This is a genomic window from Streptomyces sp. NPDC096311, assembly GCF_044763085.1.
GTDB lineage: Bacteria > Actinomycetota > Actinomycetes > Streptomycetales > Streptomycetaceae > Streptomyces.
Map to the genome: position 1 here is coordinate 74,523 of NZ_JBIWFN010000006.1, position 16,778 is coordinate 91,300.

Annotated in this window: 18 protein-coding genes and 1 pseudogene; 6 read left to right on the plus strand and 13 right to left on the minus strand. The window is 72.0% G+C overall.

Annotated elements, in window-relative coordinates; genetic code table 11:
- From ACIRA5_RS16900 to ACIRA5_RS16925, 6 genes are all read right to left on the minus strand, one after another.
- Entirely contained in the window at window positions 1-1,839 is a 1,839-nt protein-coding gene (locus ACIRA5_RS16900; protein ID WP_403691437.1) for an alkyl/aryl-sulfatase, read from the minus strand.
- A gap of 91 nt (window positions 1,840-1,930) precedes the next feature.
- Entirely contained in the window at window positions 1,931-2,152 is a 222-nt protein-coding gene (locus tag ACIRA5_RS16905) for a hypothetical protein (protein ID WP_054234148.1), read from the minus strand.
- Entirely contained in the window at window positions 2,149-4,032 is a 1,884-nt protein-coding gene (locus ACIRA5_RS16910; protein ID WP_403691439.1) for a transglycosylase domain-containing protein, read from the minus strand. Before ACIRA5_RS16910 ends, ACIRA5_RS16905 begins: the two co-directional genes overlap by 4 nt.
- Window positions 4,029-4,730 (minus strand): hypothetical protein, encoded by a 702-nt coding sequence (locus ACIRA5_RS16915; protein ID WP_403691441.1) that lies wholly within the window; start codon window positions 4,728-4,730, stop codon window positions 4,029-4,031. The genes ACIRA5_RS16910 and ACIRA5_RS16915 overlap by 4 nt, the downstream gene beginning before the upstream one ends.
- Window positions 4,727-5,335 (minus strand): SigE family RNA polymerase sigma factor, encoded by a 609-nt coding sequence (locus ACIRA5_RS16920; protein WP_403691442.1) that lies wholly within the window; start codon window positions 5,333-5,335, stop codon window positions 4,727-4,729. Before ACIRA5_RS16920 ends, ACIRA5_RS16915 begins: the two co-directional genes overlap by 4 nt.
- 89 nt (window positions 5,336-5,424) lie before the next feature.
- Complete coding sequence (locus ACIRA5_RS16925) at window positions 5,425-6,363, minus strand: L,D-transpeptidase (RefSeq protein ID WP_403691444.1); 939 nt, start codon at window positions 6,361-6,363, stop codon at window positions 5,425-5,427.
- Between the two features lie 134 nt (window positions 6,364-6,497).
- Here ACIRA5_RS16925 and ACIRA5_RS16930 point away from each other — a divergent pair.
- The 3 genes and pseudogenes from ACIRA5_RS16930 to ACIRA5_RS16940 form a co-directional block, all read left to right on the plus strand.
- Window positions 6,498-6,992 (plus strand): annotated as a pseudogene (locus ACIRA5_RS16930) (SigE family RNA polymerase sigma factor); the annotation flags it as partial.
- A gap of 106 nt (window positions 6,993-7,098) precedes the next feature.
- On the plus strand, window positions 7,099-7,881 hold the full coding sequence (locus tag ACIRA5_RS16935; RefSeq protein WP_403691446.1) for a L,D-transpeptidase: 783 nt from the start codon (window positions 7,099-7,101) through the stop codon (window positions 7,879-7,881).
- A gap of 60 nt (window positions 7,882-7,941) precedes the next feature.
- Complete coding sequence (locus tag ACIRA5_RS16940; RefSeq protein WP_403691447.1) at window positions 7,942-8,220, plus strand: ribosomal protein L7/L12; 279 nt, start codon at window positions 7,942-7,944, stop codon at window positions 8,218-8,220.
- Between the two features lie 279 nt (window positions 8,221-8,499).
- Here ACIRA5_RS16940 and ACIRA5_RS16945 read toward each other — a convergent pair whose 3' ends face one another.
- Window positions 8,500-9,495 (minus strand): hypothetical protein, encoded by a 996-nt coding sequence (locus tag ACIRA5_RS16945; RefSeq protein WP_403691448.1) that lies wholly within the window; start codon window positions 9,493-9,495, stop codon window positions 8,500-8,502.
- 449 nt (window positions 9,496-9,944) lie between these two features.
- Between ACIRA5_RS16945 and ACIRA5_RS16950 the strand changes: the two genes are divergently transcribed.
- Both ACIRA5_RS16950 and ACIRA5_RS16955 read left to right on the plus strand, forming a co-directional pair.
- Window positions 9,945-10,148, plus strand: a complete 204-nt coding sequence (locus ACIRA5_RS16950) for a cold-shock protein (RefSeq protein WP_010986199.1) — start codon at window positions 9,945-9,947, stop codon at window positions 10,146-10,148.
- Between the two features lie 246 nt (window positions 10,149-10,394).
- Complete coding sequence (locus tag ACIRA5_RS16955) at window positions 10,395-10,673, plus strand: SCO5918 family protein (RefSeq protein ID WP_403691450.1); 279 nt, start codon at window positions 10,395-10,397, stop codon at window positions 10,671-10,673.
- A 72-nt stretch (window positions 10,674-10,745) separates the two neighbouring features.
- On the opposite strand, the gene ACIRA5_RS16960 is transcribed toward ACIRA5_RS16955, so the two are convergent.
- From ACIRA5_RS16960 to ACIRA5_RS16970, 3 genes are all read right to left on the minus strand, one after another.
- Window positions 10,746-11,636 carry a hypothetical protein gene (locus tag ACIRA5_RS16960; protein WP_403691452.1) on the minus strand — a complete coding sequence of 297 codons (891 nt, stop codon included), beginning with the start codon at window positions 11,634-11,636 and terminating at the stop codon, window positions 10,746-10,748.
- A gap of 89 nt (window positions 11,637-11,725) precedes the next feature.
- Window positions 11,726-12,148, minus strand: coding sequence for an ATP-binding protein (locus ACIRA5_RS16965; protein ID WP_382338767.1), 423 nt, complete (start codon window positions 12,146-12,148; stop codon window positions 11,726-11,728).
- A 200-nt stretch (window positions 12,149-12,348) separates the two neighbouring features.
- The gene (locus tag ACIRA5_RS16970; protein ID WP_352049429.1) at window positions 12,349-12,810 is read right to left on the minus strand and encodes a cupin domain-containing protein; all 462 of its coding nucleotides are present in this window, start codon (window positions 12,808-12,810) and stop codon (window positions 12,349-12,351) included.
- Window positions 12,811-12,879: 69 nt separating this feature from the next.
- On the opposite strand from ACIRA5_RS16970, the gene ACIRA5_RS16975 reads away from it, so the two are divergent.
- Complete coding sequence (locus ACIRA5_RS16975) at window positions 12,880-13,890, plus strand: FkbM family methyltransferase (RefSeq protein WP_403691454.1); 1,011 nt, start codon at window positions 12,880-12,882, stop codon at window positions 13,888-13,890.
- 36 nt (window positions 13,891-13,926) lie between these two features.
- Here ACIRA5_RS16975 and ACIRA5_RS16980 read toward each other — a convergent pair whose 3' ends face one another.
- The 3 genes from ACIRA5_RS16980 to modA are packed head-to-tail and all read right to left on the minus strand — an operon-like array spanning window position 13,927 to window position 16,708.
- Window positions 13,927-15,012, minus strand: coding sequence for an ABC transporter ATP-binding protein (locus ACIRA5_RS16980; RefSeq protein ID WP_403691456.1), 1,086 nt, complete (start codon window positions 15,010-15,012; stop codon window positions 13,927-13,929).
- The gene (gene modB, locus ACIRA5_RS16985) at window positions 15,009-15,875 is read right to left on the minus strand and encodes a molybdate ABC transporter permease subunit (protein ID WP_403691457.1); all 867 of its coding nucleotides are present in this window, start codon (window positions 15,873-15,875) and stop codon (window positions 15,009-15,011) included. Before modB ends, ACIRA5_RS16980 begins: the two co-directional genes overlap by 4 nt.
- The gene (gene modA / locus ACIRA5_RS16990) at window positions 15,872-16,708 is read right to left on the minus strand and encodes a molybdate ABC transporter substrate-binding protein (RefSeq protein ID WP_403691458.1); all 837 of its coding nucleotides are present in this window, start codon (window positions 16,706-16,708) and stop codon (window positions 15,872-15,874) included. Before modA ends, modB begins: the two co-directional genes overlap by 4 nt.
- Between the last annotated feature and the right edge of the window lie 70 nt (window positions 16,709-16,778).

The window sequence follows — 16,778 nt, forward strand, 5'->3', positions numbered from 1 at the left end:
TCACGGCGTCACGATCGGGAACGCCTTGTCCGGCTCGGAGACGTACGACAGCAGCCGGGCCAGCACGGTGGTGTCGCCGTCCGACTCGATGCCCGCGAGGCCCTGGCCCGACACGACCCCGAGCAGTTCCGGGCGGGTGAGGGTCAGGGTCAGGTCCGCGTGGGGCTTCGGGGTGTGATGGACCGGCATGGCGCGGTGGGTGAGGGCGCCGTTGTGGAGGTTCACGCGGTGGCGGCGCTGCTCGTCGATGATGACGAGGTCGAGGGTGAGGTGTTCGTTCCAGGCGCGGGGGCCCTCGATACGGACGGCGAGCGAGTCGAGGAGCATGCTCACGGTCAGCGCGGACGTCAGTTCGGGGCTCGTGGTGTCGACGGGGATGTCGGCGGTGCCCGCGCGCAGTTCCAGGGAGGCCGTGAGGTAGGCGTTGCGCCAGGTCCCGTTCTCCGCGCCGTACCCGAGCCGTTCGTAGACGCCCGCGAGGGTGTCCTTGGCCGCGTTGTTCGACGGATCGGCGAACACCAGGTGGTTGAGGAGGGTGGCGGCGAACCGCAGGTCACCGGCGTCGATGTACGCCCGCGCCTTGACCAGGGTCTCCGCCTGGCCGCCCGCCAACTCCACGTACCGCCGCCCGAGTTCGACCGGCGGATGCTCCCAGAGGTGGGCGGGGTTGCCGTCGTACCAGCCCATGTACCGCTGGTAGACGGCCTTGACGTTGTGGCTGACCGAGCCGTAGTAGCCGCGGGCGTGCCAGGCTCTCTCCAGGGCGGGCGGCAGCAGCAGTTCCTCGGCGATCTCGGTGCCGGTCAGGCCCCGGTTGAGCATGCGGAGGGTCTGGTCGTGCAGGTAGGCGTACAGGTCCCGTTGTTCGCCGAGGAACCTGACGACGTTCGCCCGGCCCCAGATCGGCCAGTGGTGGGAGGCGAACGCCACGTCGTAGGTGTCACCGAACACGTCGATCGTCTCGTCGAGGTAGCGGGCCCACACGTGCGCGTCGCGGACCGGGGCCCCGCGCAGGGTGAGCACGTTGTGCAGGGTGTGACTGGCGTTCTCGGCCACGCACAGGGCGCGCTGCTCGGGGAGCAGGAAGTTCATCTCGGCGGGCGCCTCGGTCCCGGGCGTGAGCTGGAAGACGAACCGCACACCGTCGACGGTCTCCTCCTGCCCCGTCCGGGTGATGTCCACGTTCGGGGCGATGAGCGTGACGGTGCCGGTGGAGATGGTGGTGCCGAGCCCGGTACCGATCTGGCCGCGCGGGGCCCTCGGCAGCCGGGAGCCGTACATGAACGCCGACCGGCGCAGCATCGCGTTGCCGGCGAAGACGTTCTCGCTGACCGCGTGCTTGAGGAAGCCATCGGGCGCGAGGACGGGCAGCCCGCTCTCGCCGCCGTGTGCCACCACTCCGCGGGCGCCGCCGAAGTGGTCGACATGGGAATGGGTGTAGACGAGCCCGGTCACGGGCCGTGCACCCCGGTGCTCGTGGTAGAGCCCCAGCGCGGCAGCGGCGCACTCCGCCGAGATCAGCGGGTCGATCACGATCACGCCGTGCCTGCCCTCGACGAGGGTCATGTTCGAGAGATCGAGGCCGCGCACCTGGTACACGCCCTCGGTGACCTCGTACAGGCCGTGGCGTGCGCACAGCTGTGACTGGCGCCACAGGCTGGGGTGCGCGGTGTCGGGGCAGTCCTCGTCCAGGAACGCGTACGCGTTCCCGTCGTAGACGATCTGTGCCTCGGCATCGGTGATCACGGGCGGGTCCAACGCCGCGATGAACCCCCGATCGGCGTTCTCGAAGTCCGTGAGATCGTCGAAGGGAAGGTCATCACGCGCCGGGACGGTCATACGTCCAGCCTCTGCCGACGAGCGGCGAGCGGCTAGTGGAGTGGGCCGTTCGTGAGGTGCGCGGTCGCGAGGTGTGGGCTCGTGACGTGCGTCAGAGCCGGTCCATCCGGGTGTAGGGGCTGAGGATGCGGGCCTGGCGGGAGCCGAAGTCGACGAGCATGGCGATGCCCTCTTCGACACCGATGATCGTGCCCAGGCCGAACTGGTCGTGGGTGACCCGGTCTCCGAGGCTGAATTCCTTGGCCACGGGGACGACCGGGGCGGCGAAGGGGCTGGTGGGCAGGTGGCGCCGGGGCGCGGAGGGTTTCGTCATCGTGTAGCCAGTATGGGCTTTGTTTGGCCGGTTGGAAGCCCCGGATTTGGTTCCGCAGCCGGATCGTGGCCTTCGGCGGTGCCGACGATCTTGGACCAGACGCCCTCGGAGACGGACAGCGAACGGTTCTCCGCCGTGTACGGGAGGGGTGCGGGCAGGGCCGCCTTCTTGCCCTTGGCCGGGTGTTCCGCGAAGAGGGCGACGGTGAGGGTGAGGCGTTCGTCGTAGGTCGTCTGCCAGAGCGTGCGCAGACCCGCGGCACCGGTCTGGATGGCCGGAGGAGCGTCCGACCGGCCGTACAGGAGCTTGGCGGCCATCCCCGCGTCGGCGCGTGTCATGGCCGTACGGGTGCGGGGGCGGGCCTCGTAGAGGGTGCGGCCCGCGCGGGTGATCTTCGCGACCGTGTACGGCGTGGCGTAGACGCCGTGCGCCGCCGCCGTGGCGTACGCGGAGGCGAGCCGGAGCGGGGTCGGCGCCGCGGTGCGGGTGAGGTGCGTGAGGGGGGCGAGCAGCTTCATGCCGGAGAACGGCTGGAGCGCGGTGCCCGCCTCCACCGCTCCGTCCCGCGCGTCGTTGAAGGGCTGACTGGCGTAGTCCGCGCCGCCGTACAGCACGCGGACCGCGCCGTCGCCGGGGACCAGCGCGACCACGGCCGTGTGGACCCGGACGTCCCCGGTCGTTTTCACCTCGGCCTGCTTCATTCCACCTGCCTTCGCCTCGGCCGCCTTCGCCTCGGCCGTCTTCTCCCCGGGCTTCTTGTCGGTGCCGTCGGCCGCCAGCTCCGCCGTCGCGTCCTGCGCCGTCAGGTCGAAGGTCGTACGGACCGTGTAACCACCGCGGGCAAGCTGGTCCTCGGTGATGCCGAGCCGGTCGGCGGCCTCCGAGGCGGCCGCGTCGATGAGGTACTGGCGCTGGCCGTCCGTGTCGCCGGGCGGATAGAAACGGAAGGCCGGGAAACGGGCCGCCGCCTGCTGCGCGGACGTGATCGCGCCGCTGTGCGCCATCGCGTCCAGCACCCACTCCCAGCGGTCCACCAGCTTGGCCGTCACCTTCGGGTCGGAGCCGGCCTTCTCGTAGTACGACGGAATGTTGATGACGGACGCGAGCGCCGCGCCCTGGCTCACCGTGAGGTCCTTGGCGTCGACGCCGAAGTAGTTCCTGGCGGCGGACTGGATGCCGGCCGCGCCCCGGCCGAAGTACACCGTGTTGAGGTAGCCCTGCAGGATCTCGTCCTTCGAACGGGTGCGGTCCAGCTTGATCGAGATCAAGGCCTCGCGCGCCTTGCGGGACAGCGACTGCTGCGGGCTGAGCAGGGCGTTCTTCACGTACTGCTGGGTGATCGTGGAGCCGCCCTGCCGGCCGCCGCCGCTCACCGTCGACCAGGCGGCCCGGGCGATCGCCTTCGGGGAGATCCCGGTGTCCGTGCGGAAGGACCGGTTCTCCGCCGCGATCACAGCCTCCTGCACATAGCGGGGGACCTGCGAGAGCGGGATCTCCTGCCGGTCCACGGGGCCGCGCCGGCCCAGGTAGTCGCCGTGGTCGTCGACGAAGACCGTGCTCTGCATGGCCGTCTCCGGGTGCGGCTCGGGGATCTTCGTCAGGTGGTACGCCACCACGGCCGCGCCGACGAGGTTCGCGAGGAGCGCGAGCAGCACGATGAGCGCGCGGCGCAGCCGGCGCCCGCGGGTGCGACGGATACGGATCCGCCGCTTGACGAGCCTGCGTCGCAGGCCCGCCATGAGCCGGCCGCGCCCACCGGCGCCGTGGCGTCCGCCGCCGGGCCCGTGGCCGGGGCCTCCGCCCCCGCCGTGGTCATCGGCCGTCACGGTGACGCCGGTGCCGACGGCGCCTGTGCCCGTGTCCACGTCCGCGGCGTTCACCGGCCGGCCCCCGTGCTCGCTGTCACCCCGCCCGCCGCGTCGTACACCGTGACTCTCCTGGTCACATCGACGGGCCTGCCGGGCGCGACCGACTTCGGCGTGCTCACCATCGCGTACCAGACTCCCCAGTGCGGTCCGCCCGCGAGGGTGAGGGCCGTGCCCGCGACCCGGCCCGCGGTGGTCTCGATCTCGACCCGCGCCGCCTCGCGCCTGCCGCGGTAGACACCGGAGAGGAAGTACCCCCAGTCCCCCGCGCCCTCCTGCTGGACGGTGACGCCGGGCTTGTCGGCGCCGTCCTTCACACTGCTGAACAGCGGCCCGGAGCCGGCGGCCGAGGACCAGTGCGCGCCGTCCTCGGTGAGCCAGATCTTGATGCCGTGCGCGACCTCGACCCGTTCGCCGGCGGTCACGACCCGCACCGTGGCCATGGGCGTAGTGGAGGGGGCCGTCCACCGTTCGTCGCCCGACCCCGGGGTCACGGCCGCGCGCAGGGCGATCACGGCCAGCGGGACCACGAGCAGCGCGCACGCGGACCCCGCCACCGCGGCCGTGCGACGCCGTCCGCGCCGCCGGCCCGCGCGCTCGATGGCGGCCAGCGGCACGGCCGAGGGGGTGACGTCGTAGGCGGCTTCGGCGAACACCTCGCGCAGCCGCTCGGACTCGGCCGAGGGACGCGGGAACTTGCGGTGACGTTTCATGAGCGGGCTCCGGAGACGGGGTGTCGGCGAGCGGGGGACGGGGCGACGGAGGGGGCGACGCACGGGGCGGCGAGGCGGGCGGCGAGGGAGGGATGGGCGCGCAGGGCCGCGAGACCGCGCCGGGCATGCGCCTTGACCGTGCCGGCCGAGCAGCCGAGCAGCTGCGCGATCTCGGCCTCGCCGAGGCCCTCCCAGTGGCGCAGCACCACCACGGCCCGCCGCCGCTGGGGCAGCGCGGCCAGCGCCCGGCCGAACGCGTCCCGCCGGCCGGCGGCCCTCGCGGGATCCGGCAGGGCCCGGCGCGCCTGCTCGGGCAGGAGCGGCGTCAGCAGACGGGCGGTGCGTCTCCTGCGCGTCCGGCCGAGGTGGGTTCTGACCAGGCAGCGCCGTACGTAGAAGTCGACGTCGTCGCGCGGGATGTGCCGCCAGCGGGCACGGACCCGGGCGAGTGTGGTCCGCACGAGATCCTCGGCCTCGTGGAGGTCGCCGGTGAGCAGGTGCGCGGTGCGGACCAGACGGGGCCAGGCCGCGGTGGCGTACGGGGCGAACTCGCCCTTCCCGGCAGGCGCGGCGTCGGAGGATGCGGGGGAGGAGGTGTGGGGCACTGCCTGCGGTCCCTCGGAGTCGGGTACGTGGGGGGTGCGGGCGGGCGGGGGAGCCGGGACCTGAACACCCGGCTCTCCCGCCCGCACGCTCACTTCAGCGCGCTGCCGGCCCGCCACTGGGCCCAGTCCGCGTTCCAGTCGCCGTAGCCGTTGCCCACGGCCACCGTGTCCTTGGAGCCGACGACGGTGATGACGTCGCCGGGGATGACCTCGTCGTAGAACTTCTTGGCGGTGCCGTCCGTCGCGAGCCCGACGCACCCGTGGGTGACGTTCTGGTGCCCGGCGTACGTATTGGCCTTCGGGTTCTGGTGGAGGTAGGTCCCGGAGGTGGTGAGGTGGACGGCGTAGGAGTAATAGCCCGCGTAGGCGTCGCCGTAGCCGACGGTCTGCGAGTTCATGAAGACCTTGGTCGCCTTGTCGGAGACGACCATCGTGCCGTTCCAGGTGTCCATGCCCGGGGCGCCCGCGGTGATGGGCACGTTCCGGGTCTGCCCGTCCTTGACGACTCTCATCAGGTGCGTGCGCACATCGACCGTGGCGACGAGCGAACGGCCCACGGTGAAGTGCCGGGTGATGCCCGAGCCCGCCCGTACCGTGACTTCGGTGCCCGGGTTCCAGTACGCGCGCGGCCGGAAGTCCACCCGCTGCCCCTCCAGCAGATCGCGGTCCTTCACCCAGCTCCAGGAGCCCTCGACAGCGGCGTCGACTTTCAACTGCCGCTCCACCTCGGCCCGTTCACCGGCCGGTATCGCGTGGTCGAAGGTCACGGATATCGGCATGCCGACGCCCACGGTCTGCCCGTCGGCGATGTTGATGTGCGCGCCGGTGAGCTTCGCGAGGGGTGTGGTCTCGACAGGCCGGGTGGTCGGCTTCTGGCCGGCCGTCGTGTCCGGCTTCGCCGCCGTGTCCACCTCGGTGCCCGCGCTCCCCGTCACCGCCGCCTTCGAGCAGCCGGCGAGCGCGAGCGCGCACAGGGCGGCCGCCGTCCAGCCGGCCGCGATACGACGGCTCCTGGCTCTCCTGGTCATCCTGATCCCCCTGCGGTGTGTTTCGATGTGCGGCGTACGGGACCTGTACGCACGGCACGGACCGCCGGGTTGCACGGGGCAGTTGAAATTCCGAAGTCTTCGGCGGGGGCACGACCGAGGAGGAGACGGGGGGCATGACCGAGGAAGAGTTCGACGCGTTCTACGCCGCCGCGTTCCCCCGGCTGACCGGCCAGCTGTACGCGTTCACCGGGGACCACGGCGAGGCGCAGGACGTCGTCCAGGAGGCGTTCGTCCGCGCCTGGGACCGGCGGCGGGATTTCCTCGCCGAAGGGGCGCCGGAGGCGTGGATACGGACCGTGGCGATGCGGCTCGCGGTGAGCCGCTGGCGCCGCGCGCGCCGCTGGCTTGAACTCGTCCGCCGCACCCCGCCGCCCGAGCACACGCCGGGCCCCGACCCCGAGCGCACCGCGCTGGTCGACGCGTTGCGCACGCTGCCCGAGGCGCAGCGGAGGGCGCTGGTCCTGCACCATCTGTGCGACCTCAGTGTCGAGCAGGTAGCCTCCGAAACCGGTGCCCCCGTGGGCACGGTCAAGGCCCGGCTGTCCCGGGGCCGGGCGGCGCTGGCGCAGACGCTGGCGACGGCGGACGAGTGGGAGACCGTCGACGGGGGCAAGAAGAGCGCGGACAGGGGGAAGCCGTCCGCGGGCTCCCCGGACTCGCCGGGCTCCGCGCGCTCGCTGCATCCGACGGACGAGGGGAAGAGGGAGGACGACCGTGTCCGATGAACTCGCCTCCGGCCTGCGAGAGTTGGCTCAGGACGCCGAGACTCCCCCGTCGGTGTCCGGCGCCGAGATCCGGCTGCGGGCCGTACGCCGCAGGCGCCGGCGTTTTCGATGGACCGCCGTGACCGTCGCCGGTGCCTGCGCCGCCGCGAGCCTGGCCCTGCTCCTGGCCCTGAACCTGACCGGCGGCGACCGCGAGGACCGCCCCTCCCCGGCCTCGAGCCCCACCGCCCCGCCCAGCAGCCCCTCCCCGGCCGCGCCCGTCGCCACCGTCGACCTCTCGCGGCGTGTGCTGACGGTCGCGGGCCGAGAGCTGCCGATCTCCTCCGGTTCCGTCCGCTACCCAACGGCCACGGGACGGATGATGGTCGTCACGAAGGACAGCGTCAGGACGCTGTCCTTGTTCGCGGGCAAGGACTTGCAGAAAGTGGCCTGGGTGATCGGTCTGCGTGCCGCCGACGGGACGACGAACTTCGTCGGAGCCCTCACGAGCGACGAGAAGGCCCCCGGGAACTACGACGTCACGACCGGATGGATCGGCCTGCGCCGCGCGGACGCGGTGTGGCTGTACAAAGAGTTGGCGCCGGGCGCGGTGATCGAGATCAGGGCCGCGACCACCCCGACCCCGGCGACGGACCTGCCGCCGTCGGCGACCGAGGGCGCGGTCCTGCCGGGCGGCACCGGCGGCGCCGCGACCTATCCCGCCCGGACCGCCGGTACGCCCACGCCGTCAGCGCCCACAACGCCTTCCGTGGTGGCGGTACCGGCCGGTTAGGTGCCCGTTGTCTCCCCGAACGGGAGTCCGGGGAGAAGCGCTTCCCTAGGATCTGACTCCATGGGAACACTAGGCTTCTTCGTCCTCTCCATGATCGTCTTCGCGGCCTACGCGGGCCTGGAAAGCAGACTGAGCCGCAACGACCGCAGAATCGCCCGCGTCGAGAAGAAGCTCGACCGGATCCTCGACCACCTGGGCCTGGCGGAGGCCGACCCGGAGCTCGAACAGGTCGCCGCGCTCGCCCGCGACGGCAGGAAGATCCAGGCGATCAAGGCGTACCGCGAGGCCACGGGCGCGGGCCTCAAGGAGGCGAAGGACGCGGTCGACCAACTGGCCTGACCGCCCCCGCGCCCCGTCCTCGAACGCCGAACGATCCAGGACTCTCAGCGCCGGCCAGGGGTTCGGGGCGGAGCCCCGTTTCAGGGGCGCGGGGAACTGCGCGCCCAGCCTCCACGGGCCCGCGGGCAGGGCACTTCGGGTGGGCGGGGCATTCGGGGCGGAGCCCCGTTTTAGGGGCGCGGGGAACTGCGCGCCCAGCCTCCACGGGCCCGCGGGCAGGGCACTTCGGGTGGGCGGGGCATTCGGGGCGGAGCCCCGTCCTGGTGTCGGGCCCCGGGGTCAGCCCTCCTGGGCGTTGTCGGCGGTGTCGGCGGTGTCGGCGGTGTCAGCCGTGTCGGTGGTGTCGGCCGTGGTGCTGTCGGTGGTGTTGTTGTCGGTGTCGGCGGGGCTCTCGGCGAGGGGTTCGGTGGGCCTGCCGGTGAGGGGGTGGCCCGGCCCGGTGGTGGAGTGGCCCGGCCCGGTCGTGGGGGTGGCCGGCGCGGTGGTGGGGGGTCGGCCCGCCAGGACGTCCTGGAGTCGTTGCGTACCGACTTGGACGGCCTGCTGCGTGGAGTCCTGTGCCGCCCCGCCGAGCCCGCCGTTGGTGAGGGAGACCGCGCGGTCCCCGACCCGCACGGCGGCGAAGTCCAGCGTCAGCATCGGCACCGCGCCGGAACCGTCACCGGCGTCGGCGGCCGACGCCCCGCTCATCGTCAGCCGCAGCCCCTCCCGCGCATCGCCCACCCCGGGCAACACCGCCGGCACGACCGTCACGTCGAGCCGCCCACCCCGCACGTCCGTGGACGTGAACCGCCCGCACTTCGAGGGCAGCGTCCGCAACCAGGCCAGCTTGGCGTCCACCTCCGAAGGAGCGGCGTACGCGGCGACCTGGTAGCGCAGTTGCGCCGCGTTGCCGCTCTCGTCGAGGCCCACGACGGCCCGGGCTCCCGTCGGCTCGCCCAGCAGATCCTCGGCGTACAGACCGTCGAGCAGTCGCTGACAGTCCGGCGCGTCCGTCCTGGTCTTGAGGAGCCCGTCCCGCCAGGTCGCCCCGCCCTGCGTCGCGGACCAGCGACCGCCCAGCTCGCCCTGGGTGATCAGCGCGGCCGAGGCCTGGGCGTCGGTGAGGGAGGGGGTGGCGGAGGTGGCGGGCGGCACGATGGACGGCGCGTCCGCGGACCTCACGACGCCGTGCAACGAGCACGCGGACGCCGACACCAGGACGCCCGCGGTCAGGACGCGGGCGAGGAGACGGTACGGACCGTTCGGAGCGGTCGGACCGTTCGGAACCTTCATGGCGGGGGCCTCCAGGGGGCGGACGCGCGAGTGTCCCTCCCACGCCACCACCGGGCCCCGCGGCCCACCAGCCGTACCGGGCCGTCCGGGTGAGCGGCCCGGCCGATCACCCCGCCCCTGCCCGGACCGCCCCCTGCCCGCAGGACCGCCCCGGCGAGGCTCCGCGGGCGCATATCTGTCATGACCGTGGTAGAAAATGGGCCGCCGTCCGGGCGGTTTTTTTATTCCCCGGGGTGGGGTGAGATAGTGCGCCGCCCTTCGGGAGCCGCACGTGCTAGTGTCGATATCAGTTGCAGTTGTGGTTCCCAAAGTCTTGGAGCGTACTTTCCGGTCCGTACCGGTCGGTCGCTTCTGAATTATCCGGAAGTTTTTCCGGATGGGGCAATCATTGCGGCGACGCGGACCCGCACAGTGTGGGTCCTCGAGCTTTGCCCCGAAGGAGATTTGACATGGCTACTGGCACCGTGAAGTGGTTCAACGCGGAAAAGGGCTTCGGCTTCATCGAGCAGGACGGCGGCGGCGCCGACGTCTTCGCCCACTACTCGAACATCGCCACCCAGGGCTTCCGTGAGCTCCAGGAAGGCCAGAAGGTGACCTTCGACGTCACGCAGGGCCAGAAGGGCCCGCAGGCGGAGAACATCGTCCCCGCCTAGTCCGGGACCCGCTGACGCCTGACTTCTGAGTCGGCCGACGCTTACAGGTGGCCGGGACCTGCACCATGAGGTGTGGGCCCCGGCCACCTGCTTTTTTTCTTCCGTCCGGTTCGGCCCCGGTTCAGCCCCCGCCGTTCCCGGTCGTTCCGGATTGAATTTCCGGCGAATTTTCTGGCCGCTGTGCCCACTTTCCGGTCTGCCGTGCCCACCTTCCGGCGCCGTGAAACTTCATCCCGCGGAGACACCATGCGTTGTGTGATCGCCCGTTTCCCCTTCGACCTCATCAAGAGTGAGGTCGAGCACTCGATGGCGGGCCGCGAGCCCGAACCCGTCACCAGCGCGTCCGTGGTCGTCGGCCCGCACACCTACCCCGTCAAGCAGGTCGGGGAGGTCATCACCAAGCAGGACCGCCGTGACTTCACCGAGGTCGAGGTCGCCCGCGCCCTCACCCGCCTGGGTTTCGTCTGCCATCCGGCCGTCACCCCGGCCCGCTCCGCCGTCCCCAGCTGGGCCGAGACCGCGTAACACCCCGTTCGGCCCAGCAGCCCCGGGCCTTTTTCCGGACCGGCCGGACCGCCGCAGTCGATGAAGGTCTCCTCAGCCCTTCATCCACGGGGCGCCGGGGACGCCCGTCCGCACCCTCGTCGCCACAAAGTCCACCGTCGCGTAGTGGCCCGGCGACATCCGCGACGTGACGCGGCGGAGATTGCCGTCGGTGTCGATCCAGTAGGTGAGAGTCGAGTCGTCGACGGGGCTCGCGGAGGCGCTCGGGCCGGAGAAGACACCGTAACCGTGGCCGTCCAGGCGTTCGTCGCGCAGCCACAGCGGACCCGAACGGGCGAGGAGTGCCGCGTTGTCGGGCCGGTCCGCGGCCACGGACACCACCAGACGCAGGGCTCGGTCCAGAGGCGCCGTGGAGTAGGGGCGGCGGGTCCACTCCTCGCGCTTGAGGGTGCCGGCCCTGCGGACGGCCTGCGCGGCGCTCGTCACGATGTCCGGGGCGGGGGGTCCGGCCGTCGTCCGGCCGGGTTCGGCGCCGGGCGCGGCGGTCGGCGGGCGGGCCACGGCAATGCCCTCCAGGTCCCAGGCGAGCAGGCCCTGCACGGTCCGGGTGTCGTCGACGATCTCGTACGCGCCCACGGCCCGGTGCACATGGTGGTCGACCACCGCACGCACCGTGATCGTCCCGTCCCCCGACTCCGCCGCGGGCAGCCGCACCATCACCTCCGCAGGACTCGCCTCGTACGCGCGGAACCGGGCCAGTGCCATGCGTTCGGCTTCGTCCACCGAGACCGGGTGCGGGGACGCGCCTCCGTTGCCGGAGAGCAGCAGCAGGAGGGCGGTCAGGGCGCCCGCCAGCGCCGTCGTGGCCGCGACCGCCGCCACCCGGAACTTCTTGCGCGGCTCGCGTGGTGCGCGCGGCTTGCCTGGCTTACGCGGCGGTTGCGGCAGGTGGAGCTCGTGAGGCTCGTGAGGAGAGAAGCGCATGCTTGTCTCTACCTGCGGGCGGGCTCTCCACCGGTCGACTCCGCTGGACGGTTCGCCCCGGGTCACTCTCCCGGGTGAGGCGGGCGGGGCTACACCGCCAGGATCGCCCGGACCGTCTTGCCGCCGACGCCCGTGTTGACGACCTCGAAGCGGTGGGCGAGCTGCTGGACCATCGCGAGGCCGCGGCCGCTTTCGGCGTCGGTGTCCACCAGGCCGACCCGGGGGCGGCCGGGGCTGTCGTCATGGACCTCGACGGTCACTTCGCCGCTCTGTCCCAGCTGCAGCCGCAGCCGGCAGCCCGTACGGCCGTGCCGGACGGCGTTGGCGACGAGCTCCGAAGCGATGAGCGTGGCGTCGTCGACCTGGTCGGCGGTCGGCGCCGCCGTCCGCGGACGCGGACGGGTCAGGAACGCCGAGGTCAACCTGCGGGCCCTGCCTGCCGAAACGGCCGCGCGCGGCAGTGTGTACTCCACGCGGGCGGTCAGTCGGACGGCGCGCTGCTGCGCACGCATGACAACCTCACTTCCCCTCCCAGGACAACCGGTACCCGGCGACCGGACCCCCGCCGGCCGGGACCCGCGCGAAACAGCGCGCGGCCGGTCCTGCCCTCGGGTGATGCCCGCCCCCGGCGATCGGCAACCAGGGGCGGAGGTCACAAAGCCGCCAAGGATGTACAGAGTTGCTGGTGGTTCACGGCAGAGTTGCCGGTGGTTCACGGCCCGTTGCCGAGGAGGCGGAAGTCGGCGTAGTCGAAACCGGGGGCCACCACACAGCTGACCAGGACTTCTTGGTCGCCGGCCGGGCGGGCGGACTGCCAGACGTGGCCGGGGACCAGGATCTGCGGGCGCTCGCCGCTTTCCAGGGCGGGGCCCAGACGCAGGACCGCCGGCTCCGCGTCCGGGGCTTCGCCGTCGCCGCCGAGGAGCAGGTCGAGGGGGCCGCCGCGGTGCCACAGCCACAGTTCGTCGGAGCGGACCGTGTGCCAGGCGCTGGTCTCCCCGGGGGACAAGAGGAAGTAGATGGCGGTGGCGGCGGCCCGGGGACCCGGGTAACCGTCGGGGTGGAAGTCCCGCGCCGCCCTCCACGTCTCCACGAACCAGCCGCCCTCGGGATGCCTCAGCATGCCCAGTGCGGCGGCCGTCGCCGGTTTCTCCGGATCGGTGCTCGTGTTCACTTTCCGTCCTTCCGCTCGAAAGTTCTCCGACCACTCCCGTGTCCCACAGGAGTCTGAAAGGGTGTGGGGATGCCGACCCTTTACAGAAGAATGCTCGGTCTGCTGCCCCGGATCGGGGTGCGGGTTCTTGATCTCGGTTCGGGTGCGGCGGTGGTCTACCGGCGCGGCAAACGTACCCGCGTCCCCTTGGGGCGCGCCGCCGATCTGATCACCCGCGGCAGCGGATCGTACGTGGTCACACCGGTGGGCGCGGAGGCGAAGGCGGACATGTGGGTGGTCGCCCGGGAGCCCTCGGCGCCGGGTGACGTCTGGGGCAGTGTCTCCTTCGGCGAGTCCGGTGGGCGGCTGCTGGTCGACGAGACGGCCTCGGCGGCGGACGAACGTCGTTTCCAGCTGGCCGCCGCCGAGTATCTGTGTACCCAGCACGTTACGGCCCTGCTGGAGAAGTACCAGGTCAACTGTGTCTTCGACGTGGGCGCCAACTCCGGTCAGTACGGGCGGCGGTTGCGCAAACTCGGCTACACCGGCCGGATCGTCTCCTTCGAACCCACCAAGGACGCCTTCGAGAAGCTGGAGCGCGCCGCCAAGAAGGACGACGACTGGTGGGTGTACAACGTCGGGCTCGGCCGTGAGGACTCCGCCCAGTCCATCCACGTGGGCTGGAACACCATGAACTCCCTTCTCCCGCCCAGCGACTACGGCAAGGACCGCTACCTCCGGTTCGCGAAGACCAACACCGAGGAGATCGAGATCCGGCGCCTCGACGGGATGCTGGAGAAGGCGCTGGACGGCATCGCCGACCCCCGGCCGTATCTGAAGATGGACACCCAGGGCTACGACCTGGAGGTGTTCGCGGGGGCCGGTGAGCGGATCGCGGACTTCGTGGGCATGCAGTCGGAGGTCGCGGCCCTGCGGCTCTACGAGGGCAGCCCCCGGATGAGCGAGTCGATCGCCACGTACGAGGGCAGCGGGTTCGAGATCTCGGGGATGTACCCGGTGACGCGCGAGGAGAGCACCGGCCGGGTCGTCGAGTTCGACTGCGTGATGGTCCGCGCGGACGCCGCACCCAAGGAGGAGTGACCCCTCCCCCTCCTGAGGCCTTGTTCTCAGGCCTTGTCAGGCCGGATACGCGTGCGTCTGGGCGGCCTTCACCGTCGCCCAGACCGGCGCCCCGGTGTGCAGGTCGAGCTCGGCCGCGGCGACCGTCGTCAGGTCCGCGGCGAGCGCGAGCTCTCCGGTGAGGTCCGCGCGGATCTGGTCGCCGTGCGTCTCCAGGCCCGCGACCTCGCACCGCCACAGGTTGCGCGCGCTGGAGCCGGTCGGACGGTCGCGGTACAGCGTGACGGCGCTGGGCGGGAACGCCACGAGGACGGGACCGTCCAGGTCCTCGGTCGTGGTGATCGCCGGACCCGTGTCCAGTCGTACGGTGTGGCCCTCGGCCGCGCCCCGGTAGAGGTTGAGGCCGACGAGCTGGGCGATGTAGTCCGTGCGCGGGTGGCGGGCGATGTCCGACGGTGTCCCCTCCTGGACCACCCGGCCGTGTTCGACGACGACCAGCCGGTCGGCGAGCACCATCGCGTCCAGCGGGTCGTGCGTCACGAGTATGGCGACGGCCTCGAAGTCGCTGAGGTGGCGCCGGAGTTGGGAGCGCACATCGAGGCGGGTGCGGGCGTCCAGCGCGGCGAGCGGCTCGTCGAGCAGGAGCAGCCGGGGGTGGGTGGCCAGCGCGCGGGCGAGCGCGACGCGCTGCGCCTGTCCGCCGGACAGCCGGCGCGGCTTGGCGGCCGCGTGCTCGGCCAGCCCCATCCGCTCCAGCCACCGCGCGGCCCGCTCCCGCGCCGCCGCCTTCGATACGCCCTGGCAGCGCGGCCCGAACGCCACGTTGTCGAGGGCGGACAGGTGCGGGAAGAGCAGATAGTCCTGGAAGACGACACCGACCGGGCGGGCCTCGGGCGGCGTACGCCCCAGGTCCGCGCCGTCCAGCCGGATCCGGCCGCCGTCGGACAACGGCGTGAGCCCCGCCAGCGCCCGCAGCGCGGTGCTCTTGCCCGCCCCGTTCGGCCCGAGCAGCGCGACGACGTCACCGGGCGCGGCGGTCAGGGCGATGTCGAGACGGAAGGCGTCCCGGTGGACGACCAGGTGGGCGTCGAGGCCTTTGTCCGAGCCGGAGGGCTTACCCGGGGGAAGCGTCGGGTCCGTCATGACGGCGCCGCCGTCCAGCGGTCCCTGAGGCCCGCCAGGACCGCGATCGACACCGCCAGCAGGACCAGGCTCAGGGCGATCGCGGCGTCCGGGTCGTTCTGGAGGGCCAGGTAGACGGCGAGCGGCATGGTCTGGGTGCGGCCGGGGAAGTTGCCGGCGAAGGTGATCGTCGCCCCGAACTCGCCCAGGGCGCGCGCCCAAGCCAGTACGGCACCGGCGGCGATCCCGGGCGCGATCAACGGCAGGGTGACCCGGCGGAACGCGGTGAACCGGGAGGCGCCGAGCGTCGCGGCGGCCTCCTCGTAGCGCGGATCGGCCGCCCGGAGCGTGCCCTCCACGCTGATGACCAGGAACGGCATCGCCACGAACGCCTCCGCGACGACGACGCCCGCCGTGGTGAACGGCAGCGTGATCCCGAACCACGAGTCCAGCCACTGCCCGACGACGCCGTTGCGCCCGAGCGCCAGGAGCAGCGCCACACCGCCCACGACCGGAGGCAGCACGAGGGGCAGCGTCACCAGGGCCCGCACGAAGCCCCGGCCGGGGAAATCCGTACGGGCGAGGAGCCAGGCCAGTGGCACGCCGAGCACCAGGCTCACTCCGGTCGCCGCCGTGGCGCAGACCAGGGACAGCTGGAGCGCCTGCCAGACCGCCGTACTGGTCAGCTGGTTCGGGAGGTCCCGCCAGGGGGCCCGTACGAGCAGGGCGAGCAGGGGGAGCAGGAGGAAGGCCAGGCCGACCAGGGCGGGGAGGAGGAGGGGGAGCGGGACCCCGGCGGCCCGTTCGCCCGTCCGGACGCGCCGGCGCCGCGGCCCACCGGTGAGGGTGTCGGCCGCGGCGTCGGAGGCGTCCAGCTCGGTCACGGCTGCAGGAACCCCGCGGCGGTGAGCACCTTCTGGCCCTCGGCGGACTGCACGAGCGCGATGAACGCCTTCGCCGCCTCCGCGTTGGGCGCGTCCTTGAGCAGGGCGATCGGGTACTCGTTGATGGCCTCGGCCGACTCGGGGAACTCCACGCCCTCCACCTTGTCACCCGCCGCCCTCACATCGGTCTTGTAGACGACGGCGGCGTCGGCCTCCTTCAGCTCCACCTTCGTCAGGGCGCTCTTGACGTCCTGTTCGTAGGAGACCGGGGTGAGCTTCAGCTTGCTCGCGTCCAGCGTCTTCTGCGCGGCGGCACCGCACGGCACCGTCTTGTCGCAGAGTACGACCTTGAGGCCGGACTTCGTGAGGTCCTTCAGGGAGGCGACCTTGTCGGGGTTGCCGGGCAGGGTCGCGATCTCCAGCTGGTTGCGCACGAAGGTCGCGGGCGTGGTCGCGGCGTCCTTCTTGTCCGTCACGATCGCCATCGTCTTGGGGCTGGCCGCGGCGAACACGTCGGCCGGGGCGCCCCCGGTGATGCTGGCGGCGAGTGTGTCGCTGCCGCCGAAGTTGAAGGTGACCTTCGTGCCCGGGTTGGCCTTCTCGAACTCCTTGCCCAGGGCCGTGAAGCTCTCCTTGAGCGAGGCGGCGGCGAACACGGTCACCGTGCCGGAGAGCTTCGGCGAGGAGGAGGCCGAGGTGTCCGACTTCGGGGAGGAGTCGGAGGAGGAGTCGGAGTCGGAGGACGAGCAGGCACTCAGGGCCAGCAGCGCGGCGGCACCGACGCCGGCCACGCGCAGAGTGCGGGTGCGGGTCCGGCGCGTGGATCGGGTCATCACGGGTCTACTCCCTCGGAAGCCTCAGGCATGCTTACGCCGATCATACTTCCGCAGATGCAAGCCGGAA

Excerpts from the sequence above, each read along its gene's own strand:
- ACIRA5_RS16900 (WP_403691437.1), bottom strand. The coding sequence starts at position 1,839 with ATGACCGTCCCGGCGCGTGATGACCTTCCCTTCGACGATCTCACGGAC.
- ACIRA5_RS16905 (WP_054234148.1), bottom strand. The coding sequence starts at position 2,152 with ATGACGAAACCCTCCGCGCCCCGGCGCCACCTGCCCACCAGCCCCTTC.
- ACIRA5_RS16915 (WP_403691441.1), bottom strand. The coding sequence starts at position 4,730 with ATGAAACGTCACCGCAAGTTCCCGCGTCCCTCGGCCGAGTCCGAGCGG.
- ACIRA5_RS16925 (WP_403691444.1), bottom strand. The coding sequence starts at position 6,363 with ATGACCAGGAGAGCCAGGAGCCGTCGTATCGCGGCCGGCTGGACGGCG.
- ACIRA5_RS16940 (WP_403691447.1), top strand. The coding sequence starts at position 7,942 with ATGGGAACACTAGGCTTCTTCGTCCTCTCCATGATCGTCTTCGCGGCC.
- ACIRA5_RS16945 (WP_403691448.1), bottom strand. The coding sequence starts at position 9,495 with ATGAAGGTTCCGAACGGTCCGACCGCTCCGAACGGTCCGTACCGTCTC.
- ACIRA5_RS16950 (WP_010986199.1), top strand. The coding sequence starts at position 9,945 with ATGGCTACTGGCACCGTGAAGTGGTTCAACGCGGAAAAGGGCTTCGGC.
- ACIRA5_RS16955 (WP_403691450.1), top strand. The coding sequence starts at position 10,395 with ATGCGTTGTGTGATCGCCCGTTTCCCCTTCGACCTCATCAAGAGTGAG.
- ACIRA5_RS16960 (WP_403691452.1), bottom strand. The coding sequence starts at position 11,636 with ATGCGCTTCTCTCCTCACGAGCCTCACGAGCTCCACCTGCCGCAACCG.
- ACIRA5_RS16965 (WP_382338767.1), bottom strand. The coding sequence starts at position 12,148 with ATGCGTGCGCAGCAGCGCGCCGTCCGACTGACCGCCCGCGTGGAGTAC.
- ACIRA5_RS16975 (WP_403691454.1), top strand. The coding sequence starts at position 12,880 with ATGCCGACCCTTTACAGAAGAATGCTCGGTCTGCTGCCCCGGATCGGG.
- ACIRA5_RS16980 (WP_403691456.1), bottom strand. The coding sequence starts at position 15,012 with ATGACGGACCCGACGCTTCCCCCGGGTAAGCCCTCCGGCTCGGACAAA.
- modA (WP_403691458.1), bottom strand. The coding sequence starts at position 16,708 with ATGACCCGATCCACGCGCCGGACCCGCACCCGCACTCTGCGCGTGGCC.